Source organism: Pseudomonas sp. KCJK9016, assembly GCF_046231795.1.
GTDB classification, from domain to species: Bacteria; Pseudomonadota; Gammaproteobacteria; order Pseudomonadales; family Pseudomonadaceae; genus Aquipseudomonas; species Aquipseudomonas bananamidigenes.
Genome location: NZ_JBJJMM010000003.1, coordinates 175181 through 195802, shown reverse-complemented (window position 1 = coordinate 195802; position 20622 = coordinate 175181). Strand labels below are relative to the sequence as shown.

At 60.8% G+C, this 20622-nt stretch carries 20 protein-coding genes; 16 read left to right on the top strand and 4 right to left on the bottom strand.

Annotated features, from left to right (window positions below; all coding sequences use genetic code 11):
• The first annotated feature begins 7 nt into the window (after positions 1–7).
• The 15 genes from hscB to ACK6BI_RS03900 all read left to right on the top strand — a co-directional run bounded on the left by hscB (position 8) and on the right by ACK6BI_RS03900 (position 14402).
• Positions 8–529, top strand: coding sequence for a co-chaperone HscB (gene hscB, locus ACK6BI_RS03970; protein WP_409316081.1), 522 nt, complete (start codon positions 8–10; stop codon positions 527–529).
• A 51-nt stretch (positions 530–580) separates the two neighbouring features.
• Positions 581–2446 (top strand): Fe-S protein assembly chaperone HscA, encoded by a 1866-nt coding sequence (hscA, locus tag ACK6BI_RS03965; RefSeq protein WP_409316080.1) that lies wholly within the window; start codon positions 581–583, stop codon positions 2444–2446.
• Positions 2446–2787: an ISC system 2Fe-2S type ferredoxin gene (gene fdx / locus ACK6BI_RS03960; RefSeq protein ID WP_041071821.1), complete on the top strand. Its 342-nt coding sequence runs from the start codon at positions 2446–2448 to the stop codon at positions 2785–2787. Before hscA ends, fdx begins: the two co-directional genes overlap by 1 nt.
• Positions 2788–2801: 14 nt before the next feature.
• On the top strand, positions 2802–3002 hold the full coding sequence (gene iscX, locus ACK6BI_RS03955; RefSeq protein ID WP_260520893.1) for a Fe-S cluster assembly protein IscX: 201 nt from the start codon (positions 2802–2804) through the stop codon (positions 3000–3002).
• A gap of 88 nt (positions 3003–3090) precedes the next feature.
• Complete coding sequence (gene ndk, locus ACK6BI_RS03950) at positions 3091–3516, top strand: nucleoside-diphosphate kinase (protein ID WP_409316079.1); 426 nt, start codon at positions 3091–3093, stop codon at positions 3514–3516.
• 29 nt (positions 3517–3545) lie between these two features.
• Positions 3546–4694 carry a 23S rRNA (adenine(2503)-C(2))-methyltransferase RlmN gene (gene rlmN / locus ACK6BI_RS03945; RefSeq protein ID WP_065257688.1) on the top strand — a complete coding sequence of 383 codons (1149 nt, stop codon included), beginning with the start codon at positions 3546–3548 and terminating at the stop codon, positions 4692–4694.
• A 12-nt stretch (positions 4695–4706) separates the two neighbouring features.
• A complete protein-coding gene (gene pilW / locus ACK6BI_RS03940) occupies positions 4707–5465 on the top strand; it encodes a type IV pilus biogenesis/stability protein PilW (RefSeq protein ID WP_065257689.1) in 759 nt (252 codons plus the stop codon).
• Complete coding sequence (locus ACK6BI_RS03935; RefSeq protein WP_409316078.1) at positions 5465–6496, top strand: RodZ domain-containing protein; 1032 nt, start codon at positions 5465–5467, stop codon at positions 6494–6496. The genes pilW and ACK6BI_RS03935 overlap by 1 nt, the downstream gene beginning before the upstream one ends.
• 3 nt (positions 6497–6499) lie before the next feature.
• Positions 6500–7609 carry a flavodoxin-dependent (E)-4-hydroxy-3-methylbut-2-enyl-diphosphate synthase gene (gene ispG / locus ACK6BI_RS03930; protein WP_053152544.1) on the top strand — a complete coding sequence of 370 codons (1110 nt, stop codon included), beginning with the start codon at positions 6500–6502 and terminating at the stop codon, positions 7607–7609.
• Positions 7610–7631: 22 nt separating this feature from the next.
• Positions 7632–8921 carry a histidine--tRNA ligase gene (gene hisS / locus ACK6BI_RS03925; protein WP_409316077.1) on the top strand — a complete coding sequence of 430 codons (1290 nt, stop codon included), beginning with the start codon at positions 7632–7634 and terminating at the stop codon, positions 8919–8921.
• Positions 8922–8962: 41 nt separating this feature from the next.
• On the top strand, positions 8963–9604 hold the full coding sequence (locus tag ACK6BI_RS03920) for a tetratricopeptide repeat protein (protein ID WP_065257692.1): 642 nt from the start codon (positions 8963–8965) through the stop codon (positions 9602–9604).
• Positions 9597–10748 carry an outer membrane protein assembly factor BamB gene (bamB, locus tag ACK6BI_RS03915; protein ID WP_065257693.1) on the top strand — a complete coding sequence of 384 codons (1152 nt, stop codon included), beginning with the start codon at positions 9597–9599 and terminating at the stop codon, positions 10746–10748. Before ACK6BI_RS03920 ends, bamB begins: the two co-directional genes overlap by 8 nt.
• A 135-nt stretch (positions 10749–10883) precedes the next feature.
• On the top strand, positions 10884–12356 hold the full coding sequence (gene der, locus ACK6BI_RS03910) for a ribosome biogenesis GTPase Der (protein ID WP_409316076.1): 1473 nt from the start codon (positions 10884–10886) through the stop codon (positions 12354–12356).
• Between the two features lie 118 nt (positions 12357–12474).
• On the top strand, positions 12475–13623 hold the full coding sequence (locus ACK6BI_RS03905; RefSeq protein ID WP_409316075.1) for a pyridoxal phosphate-dependent aminotransferase: 1149 nt from the start codon (positions 12475–12477) through the stop codon (positions 13621–13623).
• The gene (locus tag ACK6BI_RS03900) at positions 13611–14402 is read left to right on the top strand and encodes an amidohydrolase (RefSeq protein ID WP_409316074.1); all 792 of its coding nucleotides are present in this window, start codon (positions 13611–13613) and stop codon (positions 14400–14402) included. Before ACK6BI_RS03905 ends, ACK6BI_RS03900 begins: the two co-directional genes overlap by 13 nt.
• A 179-nt stretch (positions 14403–14581) precedes the next feature.
• Here ACK6BI_RS03900 and leuA read toward each other — a convergent pair whose 3' ends face one another.
• The 4 genes from leuA to ACK6BI_RS03880 all read right to left on the bottom strand — a co-directional run bounded on the left by leuA (position 14582) and on the right by ACK6BI_RS03880 (position 19707).
• Positions 14582–16261, bottom strand: a complete 1680-nt coding sequence (leuA, locus tag ACK6BI_RS03895) for a 2-isopropylmalate synthase (RefSeq protein ID WP_409316073.1) — start codon at positions 16259–16261, stop codon at positions 14582–14584.
• Positions 16262–16604: 343 nt separating this feature from the next.
• Positions 16605–17426, bottom strand: a complete 822-nt coding sequence (locus ACK6BI_RS03890) for a peptidoglycan DD-metalloendopeptidase family protein (RefSeq protein ID WP_409316072.1) — start codon at positions 17424–17426, stop codon at positions 16605–16607.
• A gap of 3 nt (positions 17427–17429) precedes the next feature.
• Positions 17430–18809, bottom strand: a complete 1380-nt coding sequence (gene xseA / locus ACK6BI_RS03885; protein ID WP_409316071.1) for an exodeoxyribonuclease VII large subunit — start codon at positions 18807–18809, stop codon at positions 17430–17432.
• A gap of 10 nt (positions 18810–18819) precedes the next feature.
• On the bottom strand, positions 18820–19707 hold the full coding sequence (locus ACK6BI_RS03880; RefSeq protein WP_409316070.1) for a LysR family transcriptional regulator: 888 nt from the start codon (positions 19705–19707) through the stop codon (positions 18820–18822).
• A gap of 101 nt (positions 19708–19808) precedes the next feature.
• On the opposite strand from ACK6BI_RS03880, the gene ACK6BI_RS03875 reads away from it, so the two are divergent.
• Entirely contained in the window at positions 19809–20576 is a 768-nt protein-coding gene (locus ACK6BI_RS03875; RefSeq protein WP_409316069.1) for a sulfite exporter TauE/SafE family protein, read from the top strand.
• The last annotated feature ends 46 nt before the right edge of the window (positions 20577–20622 follow it).

The window sequence follows — 20622 nt, the reverse complement described above, 5'->3', positions numbered from 1 at the left end:
GCCGGTCGTGGGTATTCCTTGTCATTTCGCTTTATTCGAGTTGCAGCCTGGTTTTCGTCTGGATCTCGAGCAGTTGGCCACGCGCTATCGCGAGTTGGCGCGCGGCGTTCATCCGGATCGTTTCGCCGACGCTTCCGAGCGTGAACAGCGTTCGGCGCTTGAGCAGTCCGCGCGGCTCAACGATGCCTATCAGACGCTCAAAAGCCCGGCCCGGCGTGCGCGCTACCTGCTGACCATCAGCGGACATGAAGTGCCGATGGAAGTCACGGTCCACGATCCCGAGTTTCTGTTGCAGCAGATGCAATGGCGCGAAGAACTCGAAGATCTGCAGGACAGTGCCGATATGGATGGTGTCGCCGCCTTCAAGCGTCGTCTGAAAGCCGCCCAGGAACAGCTGAACGAAAGCTTCGCAGCCTGTTGGGATGATGCTGCACAACGCGAACAGGCCGAGCGCCTGATGCGGCGCATGCAGTTCCTCGACAAGCTCACCTACGAAGTGCGCCAGTTAGAAGAGCGCCTCGACGATTAACCCAGTGCCGCTCCGGTCGCACGCCTGATATACAGATAAGTCCTGATCACGATGGCCCTACTGCAGATCGCCGAACCCGGCCAAAGTCCTCAACCGCACCAGCGTCGTCTGGCTGTGGGGATCGACCTGGGTACCACCAATTCGCTGGTCGCTGCGTTGCGCAGTGGTCTTTCCGAGCCGCTGGCCGATGCCGAAGGGCGAGTCATCCTGCCTTCCGCGGTGCGTTATCACGCCGATCGCGTCGAAGTCGGCGAGTCGGCCAAACTGGCTGCGTCCTCCGACCCCCTGAATACCGTGCTGTCGGTCAAGCGCCTGATGGGCCGTGGTCTGTCCGACGTCAAGCAACTGGGCGATCAACTGCCGTATCGCTTTGTCGGCGGCGAATCGCACATGCCGTTCATCGACACCGTTCAGGGCCCGAAAAGCCCGGTCGAGGTCTCTGCCGATATCCTGAAAGTGCTGCGCCAGCGCGCAGAGGCGACCTTGGGCGGCGAACTGGTCGGCGCGGTGATTACCGTTCCGGCCTATTTCGACGATGCTCAGCGCCAGGCAACCAAGGATGCGGCGAAGCTTGCCGGTCTGAACGTGCTGCGCCTGCTCAACGAACCGACCGCAGCTGCAGTGGCCTACGGCCTGGACCAGCATGCCGAAGGCCTGGTCGCCATTTATGACCTGGGTGGCGGTACTTTCGATATTTCGATTCTGCGCTTGACTGGCGGCGTCTTCGAGGTCCTGGCAACCGGTGGCGACAGTGCCTTGGGCGGTGACGATTTCGACCACGCGATCGCCGGCTGGATCATCGAGCGCGCGGGCCTGTCCGCCGATCTGGATCCGGGGGCACAGCGCAATCTGCTGCAAACCGCCTGTGCGGCCAAAGAAGCCCTGACGAACGCGGACAGCGTTGAAGTCGCTTATGACGGCTGGAAAGCGCAACTGACCCGCGAAGCCTTCGATGCGCTGATCGAGCCGATGGTGGCCCGCAGCCTGAAAGCCTGTCGTCGTGCCGTTCGTGATTCCGGTGTCGAGCTGGAAGACATGCACGCCGTGGTCATGGTCGGTGGTTCGACCCGTGTCCCACGTGTTCGCGAAGCCGTCGCCGAAGCCTTCGGTCGTCAGCCGTTGACCGAAATCGACCCGGATCAGGTGGTGGCCATCGGGGCTGCGATCCAGGCCGATACGCTGGCTGGCAACAAGCGCGATGGCGGTGAACTGCTGCTGCTCGACGTGATTCCGCTGTCCCTGGGGCTGGAAACCATGGGCGGCCTGATGGAAAAGGTGATTCCACGCAACACCACCATCCCGGTCGCTCGCGCCCAGGATTTCACCACTTATAAAGACGGCCAGTCGGCCATGGCCATTCACGTGTTGCAGGGCGAGCGCGAACTGATCAGTGACTGCCGTTCCCTGGCGCGTTTCGAATTGCGCGGCATTCCGGCAATGGTCGCCGGTGCAGCCAAGATCCGCGTGACGTTCCAGGTCGACGCCGACGGTCTGCTCAGCGTTTCTGCCCGTGAGCTGGGTTCGGGCGTCGAGGCCAGCATCCAGGTCAAGCCGTCCTACGGACTGACCGACGGCGAAATCGCCAGGATGCTCAAGGACTCGTTCCAGCACGCCAATGACGACAAGGTCGCCCGCGTTCTGCGTGAGCAGCAAGTCGATGCCCAACGCCTGATAGAGGCGGTGCAGGGTGCTCTGGAGGCGGATGGCGAGCGTTTGCTCGACGCCGAAGAGCGCATGGTCATCGATCTGCAGGTGCAGGAACTGACCGAACTGATGAAAGGTACCGATGGCCATGCCATCGAGCAGCAGACCAAGCGTCTGTCGCAAGTGACCGATGCCTTTGCTGCCCGCCGCATGGATCAGACGGTGAAAGCCGCTCTGTCGGGGCGCAACCTGAATGAAATCGAGGATATCTGATGCCGCAGGTCATTTTTCTGCCCCACGAGAAGTTCTGCCCTGAAGGCATGGTGGTCGAGGCCGAGCCCGGCACATCGATTCTCGAGCTGGCCCACGAACACCATATCGAGATGGAAAGTGCCTGCGGTGGCGTCTGCGCCTGCACCACCTGTCACTGCATCATCCGCGAGGGTTTCGATTCGCTGGAAGAAGCTGACGAACTGGAGGAAGATTTCCTCGATCGGGCCTGGGGTCTTGAAGCGCAATCGCGTCTGGCCTGTCAGGCTATCGTCGGTGAGGAAGACCTCACCGTCGAAATTCCGAAATATTCGCTTAACCATGCGGCCGAAGCGCCGCACTGACTGGTAAGACTGTCATGAGCTACGGTTGGAATGATGTTCAACGTATTGCAGAAGAGCTGGCCGAGGCCAGACCGGGTGTAGATCCGTATTCTGTCAATTTCGTCGAGTTGCAGCAGTGGATCAAGGAGCTGCCTGGCTTCGACGCCACCTCTGGCCGGGTCGGCGAGAAGGTGCTGGAGGCGGTTCAGCAGCTCTGGAATGATGAAATAGACTGATCGTCCTTGCAGGTTAGGCAATACCCAAGAACCCGCGTATAATTCGCGGGTTTAATTTTTCGCAAATTACCGTTTCTGGAGTTACACCATGGCTGTTCAACGTACTTTCTCCATCATCAAGCCTGACGCCGTTGCAAAAGGCGCTGCCGGCGAAATCGTTACCCGTTTCGAAAAGGCTGGTCTGAAAGTGGTCGCTTCGAAAATGAAGCAACTGTCCAAAGCCGAAGCCGAAGGCTTCTACGCTGAGCACAAAGAGCGCGGTTTCTTCGGTGACCTGGTTGCTTTCATGATCTCCGGTCCGGTTATTGTTCAGGTTCTGGAAGGCGAAAACGCCATCGCTCGCAACCGTGAGCTGATGGGCGCCACCAACCCTAAAGAAGCTGCTCCAGGCACCATCCGTGCCGACTTCGCCGAGTCGATCGACGCCAACGCCGTTCACGGTTCGGACTCCGAAGCCGCTGCCGCTCGCGAAATCTCGTACTTCTTCGCAGCTACTGAAGTAACCACTCGCTAAGCATTGGCTTAAAGAGTGAAGGTGAATCCATGACTACATCGACTGTTAAAACAAACCTGCTGGGTCTCACCCAGCCGGAAATGGAAAAGTTCTTCGACTCAATCGGGGAGAAGCGTTTCCGTGCCGGTCAGGTAATGAAATGGATTCACCACTTTGGCGTGGATGATTTCGACGCCATGACGAACGTCAGCAAGGCCTTGCGCGAAAAGCTCAAGGCCGTTGCTGAAGTTCGCGGTCCCGAAGTGGTCAGCGAGGACATCTCCAGCGACGGCACCCGCAAATGGGTGGTGCGCGTGGCGTCCGGCAGTTGTGTCGAGACCGTTTACATTCCCCAGGGCAAGCGCGGTACGTTGTGCGTTTCGTCCCAGGCAGGCTGTGCCCTGGACTGCAGTTTCTGCTCCACCGGCAAGCAAGGCTTCAACAGCAACCTCACCGCCGCCGAAGTCATCGGCCAGGTGTGGATTGCCAACAAATCCTTCGGCAGTGTTCCGGCTACCATCGACCGCGCCATCACCAACGTGGTGATGATGGGCATGGGCGAACCGCTGCTGAACTTCGACAACGTCGTGGCCGCCATGCATCTGATGATGGATGATCTGGGCTACGGGATCTCCAAGCGCCGCGTGACCCTGTCCACGTCGGGTGTAGTGCCGATGATCGATGAGCTGGCCAAGCACATCGATGTCTCCCTGGCGTTGTCCCTTCACGCACCGAATGACGCATTGCGTAACCAATTGGTGCCGATCAACAAGAAATATCCGCTTAAGATGCTCCTCGACTCGTGTGTCCGCTACATGTCCGCCCTCGGCGAGAAGCGCGTGCTGACCATCGAGTACACCTTGCTCAAGGACGTCAACGACAAGCTTGAACACGCCGTGGAAATGATCGAGCTGCTCAAGGATATTCCCTGCAAGATCAACCTGATTCCGTTCAACCCGTTCCCGCATTCCGGCTATGAGCGGCCGAGCAACAACGCCATCCGCCGGTTCCAGGATCAGCTTCACCAGGCAGGTTTCAACGTCACCGTCCGCACCACCCGTGGTGAAGACATCGACGCGGCTTGCGGTCAATTGGTCGGGCAGGTGATGGATCGCACCCGTCGCAGCGAACGTTACATCGCCGTGCGCGAACTGAGCGCCGACAGCGATCTGGCACAGAACGCCGCGAACCCTAACTAAGAGAGGATCTCTATGTCCCTGCGCTTTGCGCTGCTGTTGCTGTTGGCCAGCCTGAGTGCTGGTTGTGTCCTGTCGGGTGATTACAACCCGATGAAGACCAGCAAAGGCCGCGATGAGGCGCGGGTTGCCTACGTGCAGCTGGGACTGGGATATCTGCAGCAGGGAATGACCGAGCGAGCCAAGGTGCCGTTGAAGAAGGCCCTTGAGCTGGATGGTTCTGATCCTGACGCCAACGCTGCCCTCGGGCTGGTGTTCCAGGCGGAGATGGAGCCGAAGCTGGCCGACGAGCACTTTCGCAAGGCGTTGTCATCCCGTCCCGCCGACGCCCGCATCCTGAACAACTACGGCAGTTTTCTCTACGAAGAGCAGCGTTACAAGGAAGCCTACGAGCGTTTTGAACAGGCCGCCGCCGATACCCTGTATCCTGAGCGTTCACGCGTGTTCGAGAACCTCGGCATGACGGCATCAAAGCTGGGGCAGCGTGAGCTGGCGCAGCAGCAACTGGAAAAGGCCCTGCGTTTGAACCAGCAACAACCCCGGGCGTTGCTGGAAATGGCTGAGTTGTCCTACGAAGACAGGCATTATGTGCCGGCGCGTGACTATTACGACCGTTTCAGCCAGCTGTCCGAGCAGAATGCACGTAGTCTGTTGCTCGCCGTTCGGTTGGCGAAAGTATTTGAAGATCGCGACAAGGCCGCCAGTGCAGGCCTGCAATTAAAACGACTCTATCCCGGTACGCCGGAATATCAGCAATACCTGTCGGAGCAATGATGAAAGCGGCGCATCCCGAAGTTGTAGCAGCGACTCGCGTTAACCCCGGTGAGACCTTGCGCCAGGCCCGCGAAAGCAATGGCTGGTCGCTGGCCGAAGTGGCCCTCAAGCTCAACCTTACCGTGACCTCCCTGACCAACCTCGAAGCCGGCGACTTCGACAAGCTGCCGGGGCATACCTTTGCTCGCGGTTATATTCGCGCCTATGCCAAATTGCTCGGGATGGATCAAGCGGTCCTGGTCCAGCAGTTCGACCAGTCCACCGGCACCGATTCCCAGGGCAGCAATGTCCATGCCCTTGGCCGGATCGAAGAGCCGGTCCGGGTTTCCCACACCATTTTGCGAATTGTCAGCCTGCTGTTGCTGATTGCAGTCATCGGCGGCGGTTTTGTCTGGTGGCAGGATCAGACCTCGCTGCGGACCAAGGATCTGACCACGCTGGCTCCCGAGCACGTCGAGGTCGAAGGCGCTGACGGTACCACGCAGATTCATCCGATCGATGAACCGGAAGACCAGGCCGTTGCCGAAGGTCAGACCGAGGGCGCAACTGCGCTGGCACTGCCTCAATCGGAAACCGCTGCAGAATCGACCGGTGCCGAGCCAGTGGCACCGGCAACTGCACCGACAGCCCCGGCGGCGCCAGTTGCTCCGGCACATGCCCCAGCCCCGGTTGTCGCCACTCCGGCCGCACCTGCTGCCAATGTTCCTGCCACTCCGGCACCGACCGTTACTGCGCCAGTCACTCCTGCCGCCCCGGCACCAACGGCGGAAGTCGCCGCTCCGGTTGCCGGGGAAGGCCAGGTGCAACTGCAGTTCACCGGCGATTGCTGGGCGCAGGTCACTGATGGTCGCGGCAAGGTTCTGTTCAGCGGTCTCAAACACAAAGGCGACAGTGTTTCCGTGGCCGGCAAGCCACCGCTGGCCGTGCGTCTGGGTGTTGCCCGGGCGGCGCAGGTCAGCTACAACGGCCAGCCGGTCGATGTCGCTCCGTTCACCAGTGGCGAGACTGCTCGCCTGAAGTTGGGTCAATAAGTCATGCACGGCGAATCTCCAATCAAACGTCGCGAATCGCGCAAGATCTGGGTCGGTAACGTGCCTGTGGGCGGCGATGCACCAATCGCGGTGCAGAGCATGACCAACAGCGACACCAACGACGTCGCGGCCACCGTGGCCCAGATCAATCGTCTGGAAGCCGCAGGTGTTGACATCGTTCGCGTGTCGGTGCCGGACATGGACGCCGCCGAGGCGTTCGGCAAGATCAAGCAACTGGTCAAGGTGCCGCTGGTTGCCGATATCCACTTCGACTACCGGATCGCTCTGCGTGTGGCCGAACTGGGTGTGGACTGCCTGCGTATCAACCCGGGCAACATCGGTCGCGAAGACCGCGTGCGCGCCGTGGTCGATGCCGCCCGTGACCGCGGGATTCCGATCCGCATCGGTGTCAACGCCGGTTCGCTGGAAAAGGATCTGCAGAAGAAATACGGCGAACCGACTCCGGCTGCACTGGTCGAGTCGGCGCTGCGTCACGTCGAACACCTCGAACGCCTGAACTTTCAGGACTTCAAGGTCAGCGTGAAGGCTTCCGACGTGTTCATGGCCGTCGAAGCCTACCGCCTGCTGGCCAAGGAAATTGTCCAGCCGCTGCACCTGGGCATCACCGAAGCCGGTGGATTGCGCTCCGGTACGGTGAAATCTGCCGTGGGCCTAGGTATGCTGCTCGCCGAGGGGATTGGCGATACCATCCGCATCTCGCTGGCGGCCGATCCGGTCGAGGAAGTGAAGGTCGGTTACGACATTCTCAAGTCTTTGCATTTGCGTTCCCGTGGCATCAACTTCATCGCCTGCCCGAGCTGCTCGCGGCAGAACTTCGATGTGGTCAAGACCATGAACGAGCTGGAAGGGCGCCTTGAAGACCTGCTGGTACCGCTGGACGTCGCGGTGATCGGTTGCGTGGTCAACGGCCCCGGCGAAGCCAAGGAAGCCCATATCGGCTTGACCGGCGGTACGCCGAACCTGATTTACATCGACGGTAAACCGTCGCAGAAACTGACGAATGACAATCTGGTGGACGAGCTGGAAAAGCTGATCCGCGAGAAGGCGGCCGAGAAGGTCGAAGCCGACGCAGCGGTCATCGCGCGCGGCTGATCGAACGAATTAAGGAATTTCTGTGAGCAAGTCCCTGCAAGCCATTCGTGGCATGAACGACATCCTGCCGGAGCAGACCCCGGTATGGCGCTACTTCGAAGGCACCGTTTCGCGTTTGCTGGATAACTACGGTTACAAGCAGATCCGCATGCCGATCGTCGAGTTCACCGAGCTGTTCAAACGCTCGATCGGTGAAGTGACCGATATCGTCGAAAAAGAGATGTACACCTTCGACGACCGCAACGGCGACTCCTTGACCCTGCGCCCGGAAGGCACTGCGGCTTGCGTGCGTGCGGTACTCGAGCACGGCATCACCGGCGGTGGTCAGGTACAGAAACTCTGGTACATCGGCCCGATGTTCCGTCACGAGCGTCCGCAGAAGGGCCGTTATCGCCAGTTCCACCAGATCGGTCTGGAAGTCTTCAACCTCGACGGTCCGGACATCGACGCCGAGCTGATCATCATGACCTGGCGCCTGTGGGGCGAGCTGGGTATCCGTGATGCGGTCAAGCTCGAACTCAACAGCCTGGGCACCAGCGAATCCCGTGGCCGTTATCGTGAAGCGCTGGTCGAATACCTCTCGGCGCACCACGACAAACTGGACGAAGACAGCCAGCGTCGTCTGAAGACCAACCCGCTGCGCGTGCTCGACACCAAGAACGCCGATACGCAGGCCGTCCTGGTCAATGCACCGAAGATGGCGGACTACCTGGATGACGAATCCCGTGCCCACTTCGAAGGCCTGAAGGCCCGTCTGGATGCCGTCGGCATTCCTTACGTGCTCAACCCGAAACTGGTACGCGGCCTCGATTACTACAGCAAAACCGTTTTCGAATGGGTCACCGACAAACTCGGCGCCCAGGGTACCGTGTGCGCGGGCGGCCGTTACGACGGACTGGTCGAGCAGATGGGCGGCAAGCCGACCCCAGGCGTAGGTTTCGCCATGGGTATCGAGCGCCTGGTGCTGATGCTGGAAACCCTGGAGCAGATCCCGCAAGAGCTCTCCCGTCAGGTCGACGTCTACCTCTGCGCCTTCGGCGAAGCGGCAGAACTGGCCGGTCTGGCCCTGGCCGAGCGTGTACGCGACCAGTTGCCGAACCTGCGCCTGCAGGTCAATGCCGGTGCCGGCAGCTTCAAGAGCCAGTTCAAGAAGGCCGACAAGAGCGGTGCGCTGTATGCACTGATCCTCGGTGACGACGAAATGGCCCAGCAAGTGGTAGGTTTCAAACCCCTGCGTGGCCAGGGCGAACAACAAAACATTGCCTGGGATGCGCTTGCCGCTCACCTGGCCACCTGCGTCGTGCAGGGTTGAAGCTGTCCTAACAGCCGATTTAGCGATTAAGGAGTATTGGGGTGTCGAGTACCGAAGACGAACAGTTGGCGGATTTGAAGGACTGGTGGGCACGCAACGGCAAACCTCTGGTCACCGGCGGCCTGTTGGCGCTGGTCATCGTGTTCGGCTGGCAGGCTTTCCACAAGTATCAGAGCAATCAGGCGCAAGGCGCCTCCGTGCTCTATCAGCAATTGCTGGAAACCACGCTGACCCCGGATGGCAAGCCTGACGCCGCGCGCGTCGCGGATCTGGCCGGCAAGCTCAACAGCGAATTCGGCGGGACTGCCTATGCGCAGTACGGCAGCCTGTTCGTGGCCAAGGTCGCGGTCGACAGCGGCAAGCTCGACGATGCCGCCACCGAACTGAAGGCCATCGTCGCCAAGCCTGCCAACGCAGCGCTGGGTGAAATCGCCCGTCAGCGCCTGGCGCAGGTGCTGGGGGCACAGAACAAGGCTGACGAGGCCCTGAAACTGCTTGAAGGCGATGCCGACAAGTCGTTCCTGGCCACTCGTGAAGAACTCAAGGGCGACCTGCTGGTACAGCTGGGCCGCACTGACGAAGCGAACGCGGCGTATCAAAAAGCCAAGGCGGCACTGTCGGATGAAGCGGCAGTCGGCGGCCTTCAAATCAAGCTGGACGACCTGGCCAAAGGGGATGCGTGACGTGATCGGTTGGAAGCATGCAGCATTGCTGGCTCTGGCCATTCTGGCCACGGGTTGCAGCAGCAACAGCACCAAGGAATTGCCACCGGCCGAGCTGACTTCCTTCAAGGAAGAAGTGGTTCTGCACAAAGTGTGGAGTCGTTCGATCGGTGACGGTCAAGGTGAAACCTATAACATGCTGGTACCGGCAATCGATGGTGACACCATCTACGCCGCCGACGTGACCGGCATCGTGATGGCCATGGATCGCAGCAACGGTGACGTGAAGTGGAAAAAGGAACTCGATCTGCCTGTCTCCGGCGCTGTCGGCGTGGGTTACGGTCTGGTCCTGGTCGGCACATTGCGTGGCGATGTCATCGCCCTCGACACCCTCAACGGTGAAGAGAAATGGCGCGCCCGAGTGACCAGCGAAGTGCTGGCGCCTCCTGCCAGCAACGGTGACATCGTGGTCGTGCAGACCCAGGACGATCGTCTGATCGGTCTGGATGCTTCCTCCGGTCAGCAACGCTGGGTGTATGACAGCACCCCGGCCGTACTGACCCTGCGTGGCACCAGTGCGCCGCTCGCCACCAACCGCCTTGCGGTGGCTGGTCTGTCGACCGGTAAAGTGGTCGCTCTGGACATCTCCAACGGTGTGCCGGTCTGGGAACAACGGATCGCTATTCCTCAGGGGCGTTCGGAACTGGAGCGTGTGGTCGACATCGACGGCGGTCTGCTGTTGTCCGGCGGTACGCTGTACGTCGCCAGCTATCAGGGTCGCGTTGCGGCACTGGACCTGGAAAGCGGTCGTCAACTCTGGCAGCGCGATGCGTCGAGCTATGCCGGTATCGCCCAGGGCTTCGGCAACGTCTACGTAAGCCTGTCTTCGGGCACCGTTGAAGGTGTCGACGAGCGCTCGACCACTGCACTGTGGAGCAATGATTCGCTGGCCCGCCGTCAACTGTCGGCTCCGGAAGTGTTCTCCAGCTACGTTGCAGTCGGTGACCTGGAAGGTTACCTGCATCTGCTGAGTCAGGTGGACGGTCGTTTCGTCGGCCGTGAGCGCATCGACAGCGACGGACTGCGTGCCCGTCCGCTGGTAGTGGGCGACACCATCTACGTCTATGGCAACAGCGGCAAACTGGAAGCCCTGACCATCAAGTAACAACTATGCTTGGGGTTAACACCCCAGGCGGCCTTGTTTCACAAGGCTTGCAGCGCTTTCAGGCGTTGCCCCGAGCACCAGCCGCTGCCTCGCAGCGGCTTTTGTATTTTCTGAAATAACGAAGTGGAGAGCCGCATGGTTCCCGTAATCGCCCTGGTGGGCCGACCGAACGTCGGCAAGTCCACCTTGTTCAACCGCCTGACCAGGACCCGTGACGCCATCGTCGGCGACCTGTCCGGTCTGACCCGTGATCGCCAGTACGGTGAGGCCAAGTGGCAAGGGCGTTCCTACATTCTGATCGACACCGGCGGTATCTCCGGTGACGAGCATGGTATGGACGAAAAAATGGCCGAGCAGTCGCTGCTGGCCATTGAAGAAGCGGATGTCGTTCTGTTCCTGGTAGATGCCAAGGCCGGTTTCACCGCCGCCGACCAGATGATCGGCGAACACCTGCGCAAGCGTAACAAGCGTTCCTACGTGGTCGCCAACAAGGTCGACAATATCGATCCGGAAATGGCCCGCGCCGAATTCGCGCCGATGGGCATGGGCGATGCAATCCCGATTGCCGGCGCTCATGGTCGCGGCATCAGCAATCTGCTGGAAACCGCCTTGAGCGAGTTCCCGAAGGATGCAGAAGAGCCGCAGGAAGGCGAAGAGCAGGAAGAGGTCGCCGAAGGCGAGGAAGCCAAGCGCATTCCGGGCCCGAGCGAAAAGGACGGCATCAAGATCGCCATCATCGGCCGGCCGAACGTCGGCAAGTCGACGCTGGTCAACCGCATGCTGGGTGAAGAGCGGGTGATCGTCTACGACCAGCCTGGTACCACCCGCGACAGCATCTACATCCCGTTCGAGCGTAACGACGAGAAGTACACGCTGATCGACACTGCGGGTGTGCGCAAGCGCGGCAAGATCCACGAAGAAGTCGAAAAATTCTCCGTGGTCAAAACCCTGCAGGCGATCAAGGACGCCAACGTGGTGATCTTCGTCATGGACGCCCGCGAAGGTGTGGTCGATCACGACCTCAACCTGCTGGGCTTCGCGCTCGAAGCGGGTCGTGCAATGGTCATCGCGCTGAACAAGTGGGACGGCATGACCCCGGGCGAGCGTGACTATGTGAAGACCGAACTGGAACGCCGGCTGTTCTTCGTCGACTTCGCCGACATCCACTTCATTTCGGCGCTGCACGGTACCGGCGTGGGCAACCTCTACGCGTCGGTGCAGAACTCGTTCAAGTCGGCGGTCACCCGCTGGCCGACCAGCCGTCTGACCCAGATCCTCGAAGATGCGGTCAGCGAGCACCAGCCACCGATGGTCAACGGCCGCCGGATCAAGTTGCGTTATGCCCACCTCGGTGGTGCCAACCCGCCGCTGATCGTGATCCATGGCAACCAGATCGAGAAAGTGCCGAATTCGTACGTGCGCTATCTGGAAAACACTTACCGCCGTGTGCTCAAGCTGGTCGGTACGCCGATCCGTATCGAGTTCAAGGGCGGCGAGAACCCGTACGAAGGCAACAAGAACACGCTCACCGACCGCCAGGTCAACAAGAAGCGTCGCTTGATGTCGCACCACAAGAAGGCTGAGAAGAAGCGTCGCGACAAGCGCTGATTCAGGTCATCAAGAGAGAAGGGCGCCGTCTGGCGCCCTTTTTTTATGGACGCCGGATGGGCTATTCTCGGGCTCTCCCGCGCCGTCGTCAGAGCCGGGGCAGAGCAGGGAACCCCCGATGATTACCAGCAAGTTGCCGAATGTCGGCATCACGATTTTCACTCAGATGTCCCAGCTCGCGGCGCAGACCGGAGCCATCAACCTGTCCCAGGGTTTTCCCGATTTCGACGGCCCGCAGTCGTTGCGCGACGCGGTCGGTCGGCACATCGCCAGCGGCCATAACCAGTATTCACCGATGACCGGCCTGCCGGCCCTGCGTCAACAGATTGCAGCGAAGATCGCCCGCAGCTACGGCGTCCATGTCGATGCCGATCATGAGGTGACCGTCACCCCCGGCGCGACCCAGGCAATCTTCTGTGCGATTCAGGCGGTTATCCACAGTGGCGATGAAGTCATCGTGTTCGATCCAGCCTACGACAGCTACGAGCCTTCGGTAGAGCTGGCCGGCGGGCGCTGCGTGCATGTGCAGCTGGGGCTGGATGATTTCTCCATCGACTTCGACAAGCTCAGTGCAGCGCTGAGCCCGCGCACGCGGATGATCATCCTCAACACCCCGCACAACCCCAGCGGCGCCTTGATCAGTCGCGCAGAGCTGGACCAATTGGCGGCGCTGATCCGCGATCGCGACATCTATGTGATCAGCGACGAAGTCTACGAACACCTGGTGTACGACGGCGTTCCGCATGTGAGCGTGCTGGCCCATGAAGAGCTGTATCAGCGTGCGTTCGTGGTCAGCTCGTTCGGCAAGACCTATCACGTCACCGGCTGGAAAACCGGCTACGTGGTGGCGCCGCCAGCGCTGACCGCCGAGCTGCGCAAGGTGCACCAATACGTCAGTTTCTGCGGCGTGACACCGCTGCAATATGCGCTGGCCGATTACATGGCCGAGCATCCGGAACACGTCGAGGAGTTGCCCGGTTTCTATCAGGCCAAGCGCGATCTGTTCTGTGATCTGCTGGCGCCGTCGCGATTCAGCTTCACCCGGGTCACCGGCACCTATTTCCAGCTGGTCGACTACTCGCAGATTCGTCCCGACCTGAACGATGTCGAGATGGCGATGTGGATGACACGCGAACATGGTGTGGCGAGTATCCCGGTGTCGGTGTTCTACCGCAATCCACCCGAAGGCCAGCGCCTGGTGCGCCTGTGCTTCGCCAAACGCGAGGAGACGCTGCGGGAAGCAGCGGCAAAACTATGCGTGATCTGAGTGCTTTGCCCGATCTCAACCTGGCGCTGATCCAGACCAGCCTGGCCTGGCATGATCGCCAGGCTAACCTCGAGCACTTCGACGTCTTGTTGGAGCAGGCCCGGGGCGCCGATTTGATTATCCTGCCGGAAATGTTCACCACCGGCTTTTCCATGGAGTCCGAAACCCTGGCCGAAACCGAAAACGGTCCGACCAGCAAATGGATGAAGGCTCAGGCAGCGAAACTCAATGCGGTGATCACCGGCAGCGTGATCATTCAGGCGGCTGACGGCAGCCATCGAAATCGCTTGCTCTGGGCGCGCCCCGACGGTGAAGTGTGGCATTACGACAAGCGCCATCTGTTCCGTATGGCCGGTGAGCACAATCACTACACCCCTGGCGAGCGTCAGGTGCAGTTCGAACTCAAGGGCTGGCGCATTCGGCCGCTGATTTGCTACGACTTGCGCTTCCCGGTGTGGAGCCGTGATGCGCAAGACACCGATCTGCTGCTGTATACCGCCAACTGGCCGGGGGCACGGCGTCTGCACTGGAACCGTCTGTTGCCGGCGCGGGCGATTGAAAACCTGTGCTACGTGGCGGCCGTGAATCGCATCGGCACCGACGGCAAAGGGTTTGCTTACACCGGTGACAGTCAGGTGCTGGATTTCCAGGGCGAGAGCTTGCTGACGGCGGGAGAGGCTGACGGGGTATTCAAAGTAGTAGTGGAAGCGGCACCACTGGCGGCATACCGCGAGCGCTTTCCGGCGAATCTGGATGCGGACACCTTCGAGTTCACTTGATATTGACGCGGTGACGAGCAGGCTGCTTTCGCGAGCTGGCTCGCTCCCACACCCGGAATGCGATCCCCTGTGGGAGCGAGCCTGCTCGCGAAGGGGCCATATCGAACGCCGCAAAAGCCAGCAGGCATGAAAAAGGCCCCGGAGTTCGCACTCGGGGCCTTTTTCATGTTGGCGAAGGCTTAAGCCGCTTTCGCTTCCGGCTGGCTCAGCGAGCGGTTCAGCGCGCTGAACAGTGCCTTGAAGCTGGCGGTGGTGATGTTCTCATCGATACCCACGCCGTGTACCGCACGTTCGCCGTTCACACGCAGTTCGATGTATGCCGCCGCCTTGGCGTTGGTGCCCGCGCCGATGGCGTGTTCGTTGTAGTCCATGATCTCCACCGGAATCGGCAGGCCGGCCACCAGTGCTTCCAGCGCACCGTTGCCCTTGCCGCGCCAGTGCAGGTTGGTTTCGCCCTGGCCCTTGCTCGCCACTTCCACTTCGACGGCGCTGTGACCGTTTTCTTCCTGCAGGCGGTGGCTGACCAGCGCATACGGGGTGTTGGCTTGCAGGTACTCGGTGTGCAGCAGCGAGTGAATCTGTTGGGCGGTCATTTCCAGGCCCAGACGATCGGTTTCGCGCTGTACGACCTGGCTGAACTCGATCTGCATGCGACGTGGCAGGCTGATGCCGTATTCCTGCTCCAGCAGGTAGGCGATGCCGCCCTTGCCCGACTGGCTATTGACACGGATCACCGCCTCGTAGCTGCGGCCGATGTCGGCCGGGTCGATCGGCAGATACGGTACTTCCCACAGTGCATCGGATTTCTGCTGAGCGAAGCCCTTGCGGATCGCGTCCTGGTGGGAGCCGGAGAACGCGGTGTGCACCAGGTCGCCGACGTACGGATGACGCGGGTGAACCTGGATCTGGTTGCACTCTTCGACGACCTTGCGCACGCCGTCGATGTCGGAGAAGTCCAGCTGTGGGTCGAGGCCCTGGGTGTACATGTTCAGTGCCACGGTGACGAGATCGACGTTGCCGGTACGCTCGCCGTTACCGAACAGGCAGCCTTCGACGCGGTCGGCGCCGGCCATCAGGCCCAGCTCGGTGGCGGCCACGCCGGTGCCGCGGTCGTTGTGGGTATGCAGGCTGATGATCACGCTGTCACGACGGTTGATGTTGCGGTGGAACCACTCGATCTGGTCGGCGTAGACATTCGGGGTCGCGCATTCAACGGTGGCCGGCAGGTTGAGGATGATCTTGTGCTCGGGCGTCGGATTCCAGACCTCGATCACGGCATCACAGACTTCCTTGGCGAATTCCAGCTCGGTGGCGCTGAAGGTTTCCGGCGAGTACTCGAAGGTCCACTCGGTGTCCGGCTGCATGGCTGCGTATTTGACGAACAGCTTGGCAGCGTTCACCGCGATGGCCTTGATCCCGTCCTTGTCCTGATTGAACACGATGCGGCGGAAAGACGGCGAGGTGGCGTTGTACAGGTGAACGATGGCTTTCTTTGCCCCGCGCAGGGATTCGAAGGTGCGCTCGATCAGGTCTTCACGGCCCTGGGTCAGCACCTGGATGGTGGTGTCGTCCGGGATGTGGCCGTCTTCGATCAGCGTGCGCACGAAGTCGAAGTCCGTCTGCGACGCGGCAGGGAACGACGCCTCGATTTCCTTCACGCCCACCTGCACCAGGGTTTTCCAGAAACGCAGCTTTTTCACCGAATCCATTGGCTCGATCAGCGACTGGTTGCCGTCACGCAGGTCGGAACTGCACCAGATCGGCGCGGCATCGATGGTTTTTGATGGCCAGGTACGATCAGGCAGATTGATCACAGGAAATGGGCGGTATTTCGAAGACGGGTCTTTGAGCATGCTCATCGGGAAATTCCTTATTGTCTGGGCCGAAAAGAGGCGGCCTGCCGGTGGAACGAACGTTCTTGGAAAAGCGTGGGACGAGGCGCAGCGATTCAGCCCGGCAGTCGTGCGCTGACGAGGCACAGACTGCGGTGCTGGCGAAGCTGAATAAGGGTGTGAGAGGTTTTCATGCATTCAACCCTAACCGCGGGGAATGAGGATGGCAAGCAGTCGAAAAAAATTGAGAGGAATACCCTAAAAGCGGGTTTTCCCGAGATTTTATTCTTGTAATGGCGGTTATTGTTTACGGGAATTGCGCATGCCATTCCTCATGCGCAATCCTCGTTGACGGGTGTTCAGCCTGGAATCAGGGCTGGAACGCACCAATGAAAATCGCCGGATCGACTCGCGCATCGTTCAGGCTGACGTTCCAGTGCATGTGTGGCCCGGTGGCCCGGCCAGTGGCGCCGACCTTGCCAACCACCGCGCCGCGAGCCAGCTGCTGGCCGTTCTGCACATCGATCTTCGACATGTGGCAGAACATGCTGATGAAACCCTGGCCGTGGTCGACGAACACGGTGTTGCCATTGAAGAAGTAGTTGCCGATCAGGATCACCTTGCCCGCCGCCGGGGTCTTGATCGGTGTGCCCGCTGGCACTGCGAAGTCCAGGCCCGCATGGGGATTGCGCTCTTCGCCGTTGAAGAAGCGGCGCACGCCAAACTTGCTCGACAGCGGTCCGTTGACCGGTTTGTCCAGCAGCAGGTTGCTCGGCGTGTTCGGGCTGAAACTGCGATAGGCCTTGATCTGCTCGGCCAGCTCGCCTTCGATGCGCTTGAGGTTGGCCGGGTTCGGATTGACCTGTTGCGTATTCTTCAGCGTGATGTGCTGTTCCGGATACTTTTTGTTGCCGACGGTGAAGTTCAGGTTTCGGCCGCCGCTGCTGATTTGCTGAACGCCGGGTTTGACGGTCAACGGAACGCCGACAACCGCCAGCCAGTTGTTCTGCTCCTTGACCACCAATACCGGCTTGCCCTGATACGTGGCTTTCGGCGCCTGCGCGGCGGTGCCCAGATCGACGACCGCCACGCCGCCCGGCACCGGCTTGTTCAGCAGCCGGGTGATGTAGCTGTCGGCGTGGGCGTTGAAGGTCAGGCACAGCAATAACAGCGGAGCGAGAAAGCGCGGCATGGATCAGTCCAGTAAAGAAAGGGTGACGGGCGTCAGGTGATTGTCCTCGACGCGTACTTGCAGTTCGCCTTCGCCCAGTCTGGCCTTCAGGCGCTGCCCGGTTTGGGTTTGTGCCGCGCTGCGAATCGCGTTGCCACGCTCGTCGAGCAGAATGCTGTAGCCACGGCCGAGGGTGGCCAGCGGGCTGACCACATGCAGCGTCTGCATCTGGCTGTGCAATAGCAGGCGGCGGTTTTTCAGGCCTTCGCGCATGGCGCGGGGCAGGCGTTCGGCAAGGCTGTCGAGGCGCTGGCGCAACAGGGCCAATTGCCGTCCGGGATGCTGTCCGGCGAGGCGGGTTTCCAGGCGGATCAGGCGTTCGCGGCGGGTATTGAGCTGGCGTTCGAACGCCCGGCGCAGGCGCATGTCCAGATCATCCAGGCGCTGTGCCTGCTGACGCAGTCGTTCACCGGGATGGCGCAGGCGGCGGGTCATGCCTTCAAGCCGCAGACGATCACGCATCAAACGGTCACGCATGCGCATCACCAGTCGACGATGCAGGCTTTCGACCTGACGGACCAGATGGCTGGAGTCCGGAGCAAGCAGTTCGGCGGCCGCGGACGGTGTCGGCGCACGCACGTCCGCCACGAAATCGCTGATCGACACATCGGTTTCATGGCCGACTGCGCTGACGATCGGCGTGACGCAGGCATCCACCGCCCGGGCCACGGCTTCTTCGTTGAAGCACCACAGGTCCTCCAGCGAACCGCCGCCACGGGCCAGGATCAGTGCGTCGAAGCCCCGGGCATCCGCGAGTTTCAGGGCGCGGACGATCTGCGCCGTGGCTTCCCGACCCTGAACGGCCGTCGGGATCAGCGTGAGTCTGACCTGCGGTGCCCGGCGACGGAACACGCTGATGATGTCGCGGATCACCGCGCCGGTCGGCGAACTGATGATGCCGATGTGCTGAGGATGGGACGGCAGCGGCACCTTGCGCTCGGCACTGAACAGGCCTTCGGCGCTGAGCTTTTCCTTCAGTGCATCGAACGCCAGACGCAGGGCGCCGTCGCCGGCCGGCTCCACGGTGTCGAGGATCAGCTGGTAGTCGCCACGGCCTTCGAACAGCGAAACCTTGCCCCGCACCTTGACCGCCAAGCCGTCCTGCAGTGCCTGACGCACGCGCACGGCGTTCTGCCGGAACAGCGCGCAACGTACCTGCGCACCGCTGTCCTTGAGTGTGAAGTACACGTGGCCGGACGCCGGACGGGCGAGGTTGGAGATTTCACCTTCGACCCAGATGTTGCTGAACACGTCTTCGAGCAACACCCGCGCACGGCCGTTGAGCTGGCTGACGGTCAGGATCTCGCGGTCCAGGCCGAGTCTTGCAAAGGGATCTTTAATCATGGGGCGCAGTTTAAAGGCTTTCGCCGGTGAATGTCTGGAGGAAGTGTTGCACCAGTGGCGTGGGATTTTGCCGAAAGGCGAGGGCGACAGTACTCTGACAATCCCCCGTCAGCGGCACAAATCGCACGCCGGGCGCAGTGATGTCCTGCATCGATTCCGGCAGCAGAGCGATGCCGAATCCGGCCTGGATCAACTGCAGCTGCGTGGTTTTGCGCGACATCACCCGCGCTGCCTGAGGGAAGAACCCGTGACGCATGCACAGGTCCGCGCACAAGTAACTCAATCCGCCGCGCTGCGGATGCGGAATGGAAATGAACGCTTCGTCCTTCAATTGCGCCAGTGCAACCGAATCCTCTTGCGCCAGTCGATGGTCTGGCGGGACTGCAAGCAGCAAGCGCTCGGTGTAGAGCGGTACAACCTGAACACGCTCGCGCTGGCGCAACACCGGCAGGCGCAACAATCCAATGTCGAGCCGACCCTCGGCCAGCTCTTCAAGTTGTGCCTCGGAGGAGAGCGTGCCGATATCCAGCGAGACACCGGGCTGCTGTTCCAGATAGGCGCTCATGTCGCGCAGTAGCCTGCCACTGATCGGTACGGTACTGGAATGGGACAGGCGCAAGGTGCCGCGCAGGCCATGACCGATTTCCGTGGCCAGGGTGCTGGCCTTGTTCAATTCGTTGAGCAGGCTTCTGGCTCGTGGCAAAAACGCTTCGCCGGCAGCGGTGAGGCGGGGCTGGCGGGCGGTGCGTTCGAACAGCGGCGTTTGCAGGCGGTGCTCCATGTCCTTGATTTGCCTGCTCAACGCCGATTGAGCGATGAACAGTCGTTCGGCAGCAGCGCTGAAGCTACCGTTTTCGGCGATTTCCACGAAGTAACGCAATTGACGGGTTGAAAGCACGAGGGATGCCTTTTCGAGATGGCTTTGCGGTTTTGATGATATTAGTCGCATCCCTCGGCGCTGGCTAAAGTCATGGCTGGCTTATTAAAGGAAGCAGGCGAATGAGTGTGGCGGGGTTGTTGAGCGAATGGTCGTGGGGCTTCGGAGGTTGGGCGGTTGTCGGGCTGGGTGTCGCGCTGGCTTATATCGTGTTCGGCATTGCCGGTTTCGGTACGGCCCTGGTGGCGGGCCCGATCCTGATCCTGTTCCTGCCACTGTCGAAGATCGTGCCGTTGTTGGTGCTGCTGGATTTCATCGCGGCGTTCGGCAATCTGCTGCCGTCGCGGCGTGATGTGGCGAAGCCGGAGTTGCTGCGGTTGCTGCCGTGCATGGCAGTGGGGTGCACGCTTGGGGTGATTTTCTTGCTCAACCTCAAATCCGATCTGCTGTTGTTGCTGATGGGGCTGTTCATCAGTGTCTACGCGGTTTACAGCTTGTGGATAAAGGCGCGGCCGACGCGCTTGTCTGCCGGGTGGGCGTTGCCCATGGGCACGGTGGGCGGACTGTTCGGCGCATTGTTCGGCAGTGGCGGCTTTCTTTATGCGATCTACCTCAACAGCCGATTGTCCAAGGATTCGGCACGAGCCACGCAAAGTGCGCTGATCAGTTGCAGCACGGTGGTGCGGTTGAGCCTGTTCGCTGTCGCCGGGGTGTATGCCGAGCTACCCTTGTTGATGCTTGCGCTGTGCCTGTTGCCGGCCATGGCACTGGGTTTGTGGATTGGACGGCGGCTGACGATGCGATTGTCCCGCGAGGCCTTTGTGCGTCTGGTGACGTGGCTGGTGCTGGCGAGCGGCCTGGCGCTGATCGGCCGCTATTTAAGCACTTGACCGGATTGCCTCAGGGATTAAGCTGCCGGCCGCGTTCGTCGCAGAA

Bases quoted from the DNA above. Each gene is read 5' to 3' on its own strand.
- xseA (WP_409316071.1), bottom strand. From the start codon at position 18,809: ATGATTAAAGATCCCTTTGCAAGACTCGGCCTGGACCGCGAGATCCTG.
- ispG (WP_053152544.1), top strand. From the start codon at position 6,500: ATGCACGGCGAATCTCCAATCAAACGTCGCGAATCGCGCAAGATCTGG.
- fdx (WP_041071821.1), top strand. From the start codon at position 2,446: ATGCCGCAGGTCATTTTTCTGCCCCACGAGAAGTTCTGCCCTGAAGGC.
- ACK6BI_RS03900 (WP_409316074.1), top strand. From the start codon at position 13,611: ATGCGTGATCTGAGTGCTTTGCCCGATCTCAACCTGGCGCTGATCCAG.
- ACK6BI_RS03935 (WP_409316078.1), top strand. From the start codon at position 5,465: ATGAAAGCGGCGCATCCCGAAGTTGTAGCAGCGACTCGCGTTAACCCC.
- rlmN (WP_065257688.1), top strand. From the start codon at position 3,546: ATGACTACATCGACTGTTAAAACAAACCTGCTGGGTCTCACCCAGCCG.
- leuA (WP_409316073.1), bottom strand. From the start codon at position 16,261: ATGAGCATGCTCAAAGACCCGTCTTCGAAATACCGCCCATTTCCTGTG.
- bamB (WP_065257693.1), top strand. From the start codon at position 9,597: ATGCGTGACGTGATCGGTTGGAAGCATGCAGCATTGCTGGCTCTGGCC.
- ndk (WP_409316079.1), top strand. From the start codon at position 3,091: ATGGCTGTTCAACGTACTTTCTCCATCATCAAGCCTGACGCCGTTGCA.
- der (WP_409316076.1), top strand. From the start codon at position 10,884: ATGGTTCCCGTAATCGCCCTGGTGGGCCGACCGAACGTCGGCAAGTCC.
- ACK6BI_RS03875 (WP_409316069.1), top strand. From the start codon at position 19,809: ATGAGTGTGGCGGGGTTGTTGAGCGAATGGTCGTGGGGCTTCGGAGGT.
- ACK6BI_RS03890 (WP_409316072.1), bottom strand. From the start codon at position 17,426: ATGCCGCGCTTTCTCGCTCCGCTGTTATTGCTGTGCCTGACCTTCAAC.
- pilW (WP_065257689.1), top strand. From the start codon at position 4,707: ATGTCCCTGCGCTTTGCGCTGCTGTTGCTGTTGGCCAGCCTGAGTGCT.
- hscA (WP_409316080.1), top strand. From the start codon at position 581: ATGGCCCTACTGCAGATCGCCGAACCCGGCCAAAGTCCTCAACCGCAC.
- ACK6BI_RS03905 (WP_409316075.1), top strand. From the start codon at position 12,475: ATGATTACCAGCAAGTTGCCGAATGTCGGCATCACGATTTTCACTCAG.
- iscX (WP_260520893.1), top strand. From the start codon at position 2,802: ATGAGCTACGGTTGGAATGATGTTCAACGTATTGCAGAAGAGCTGGCC.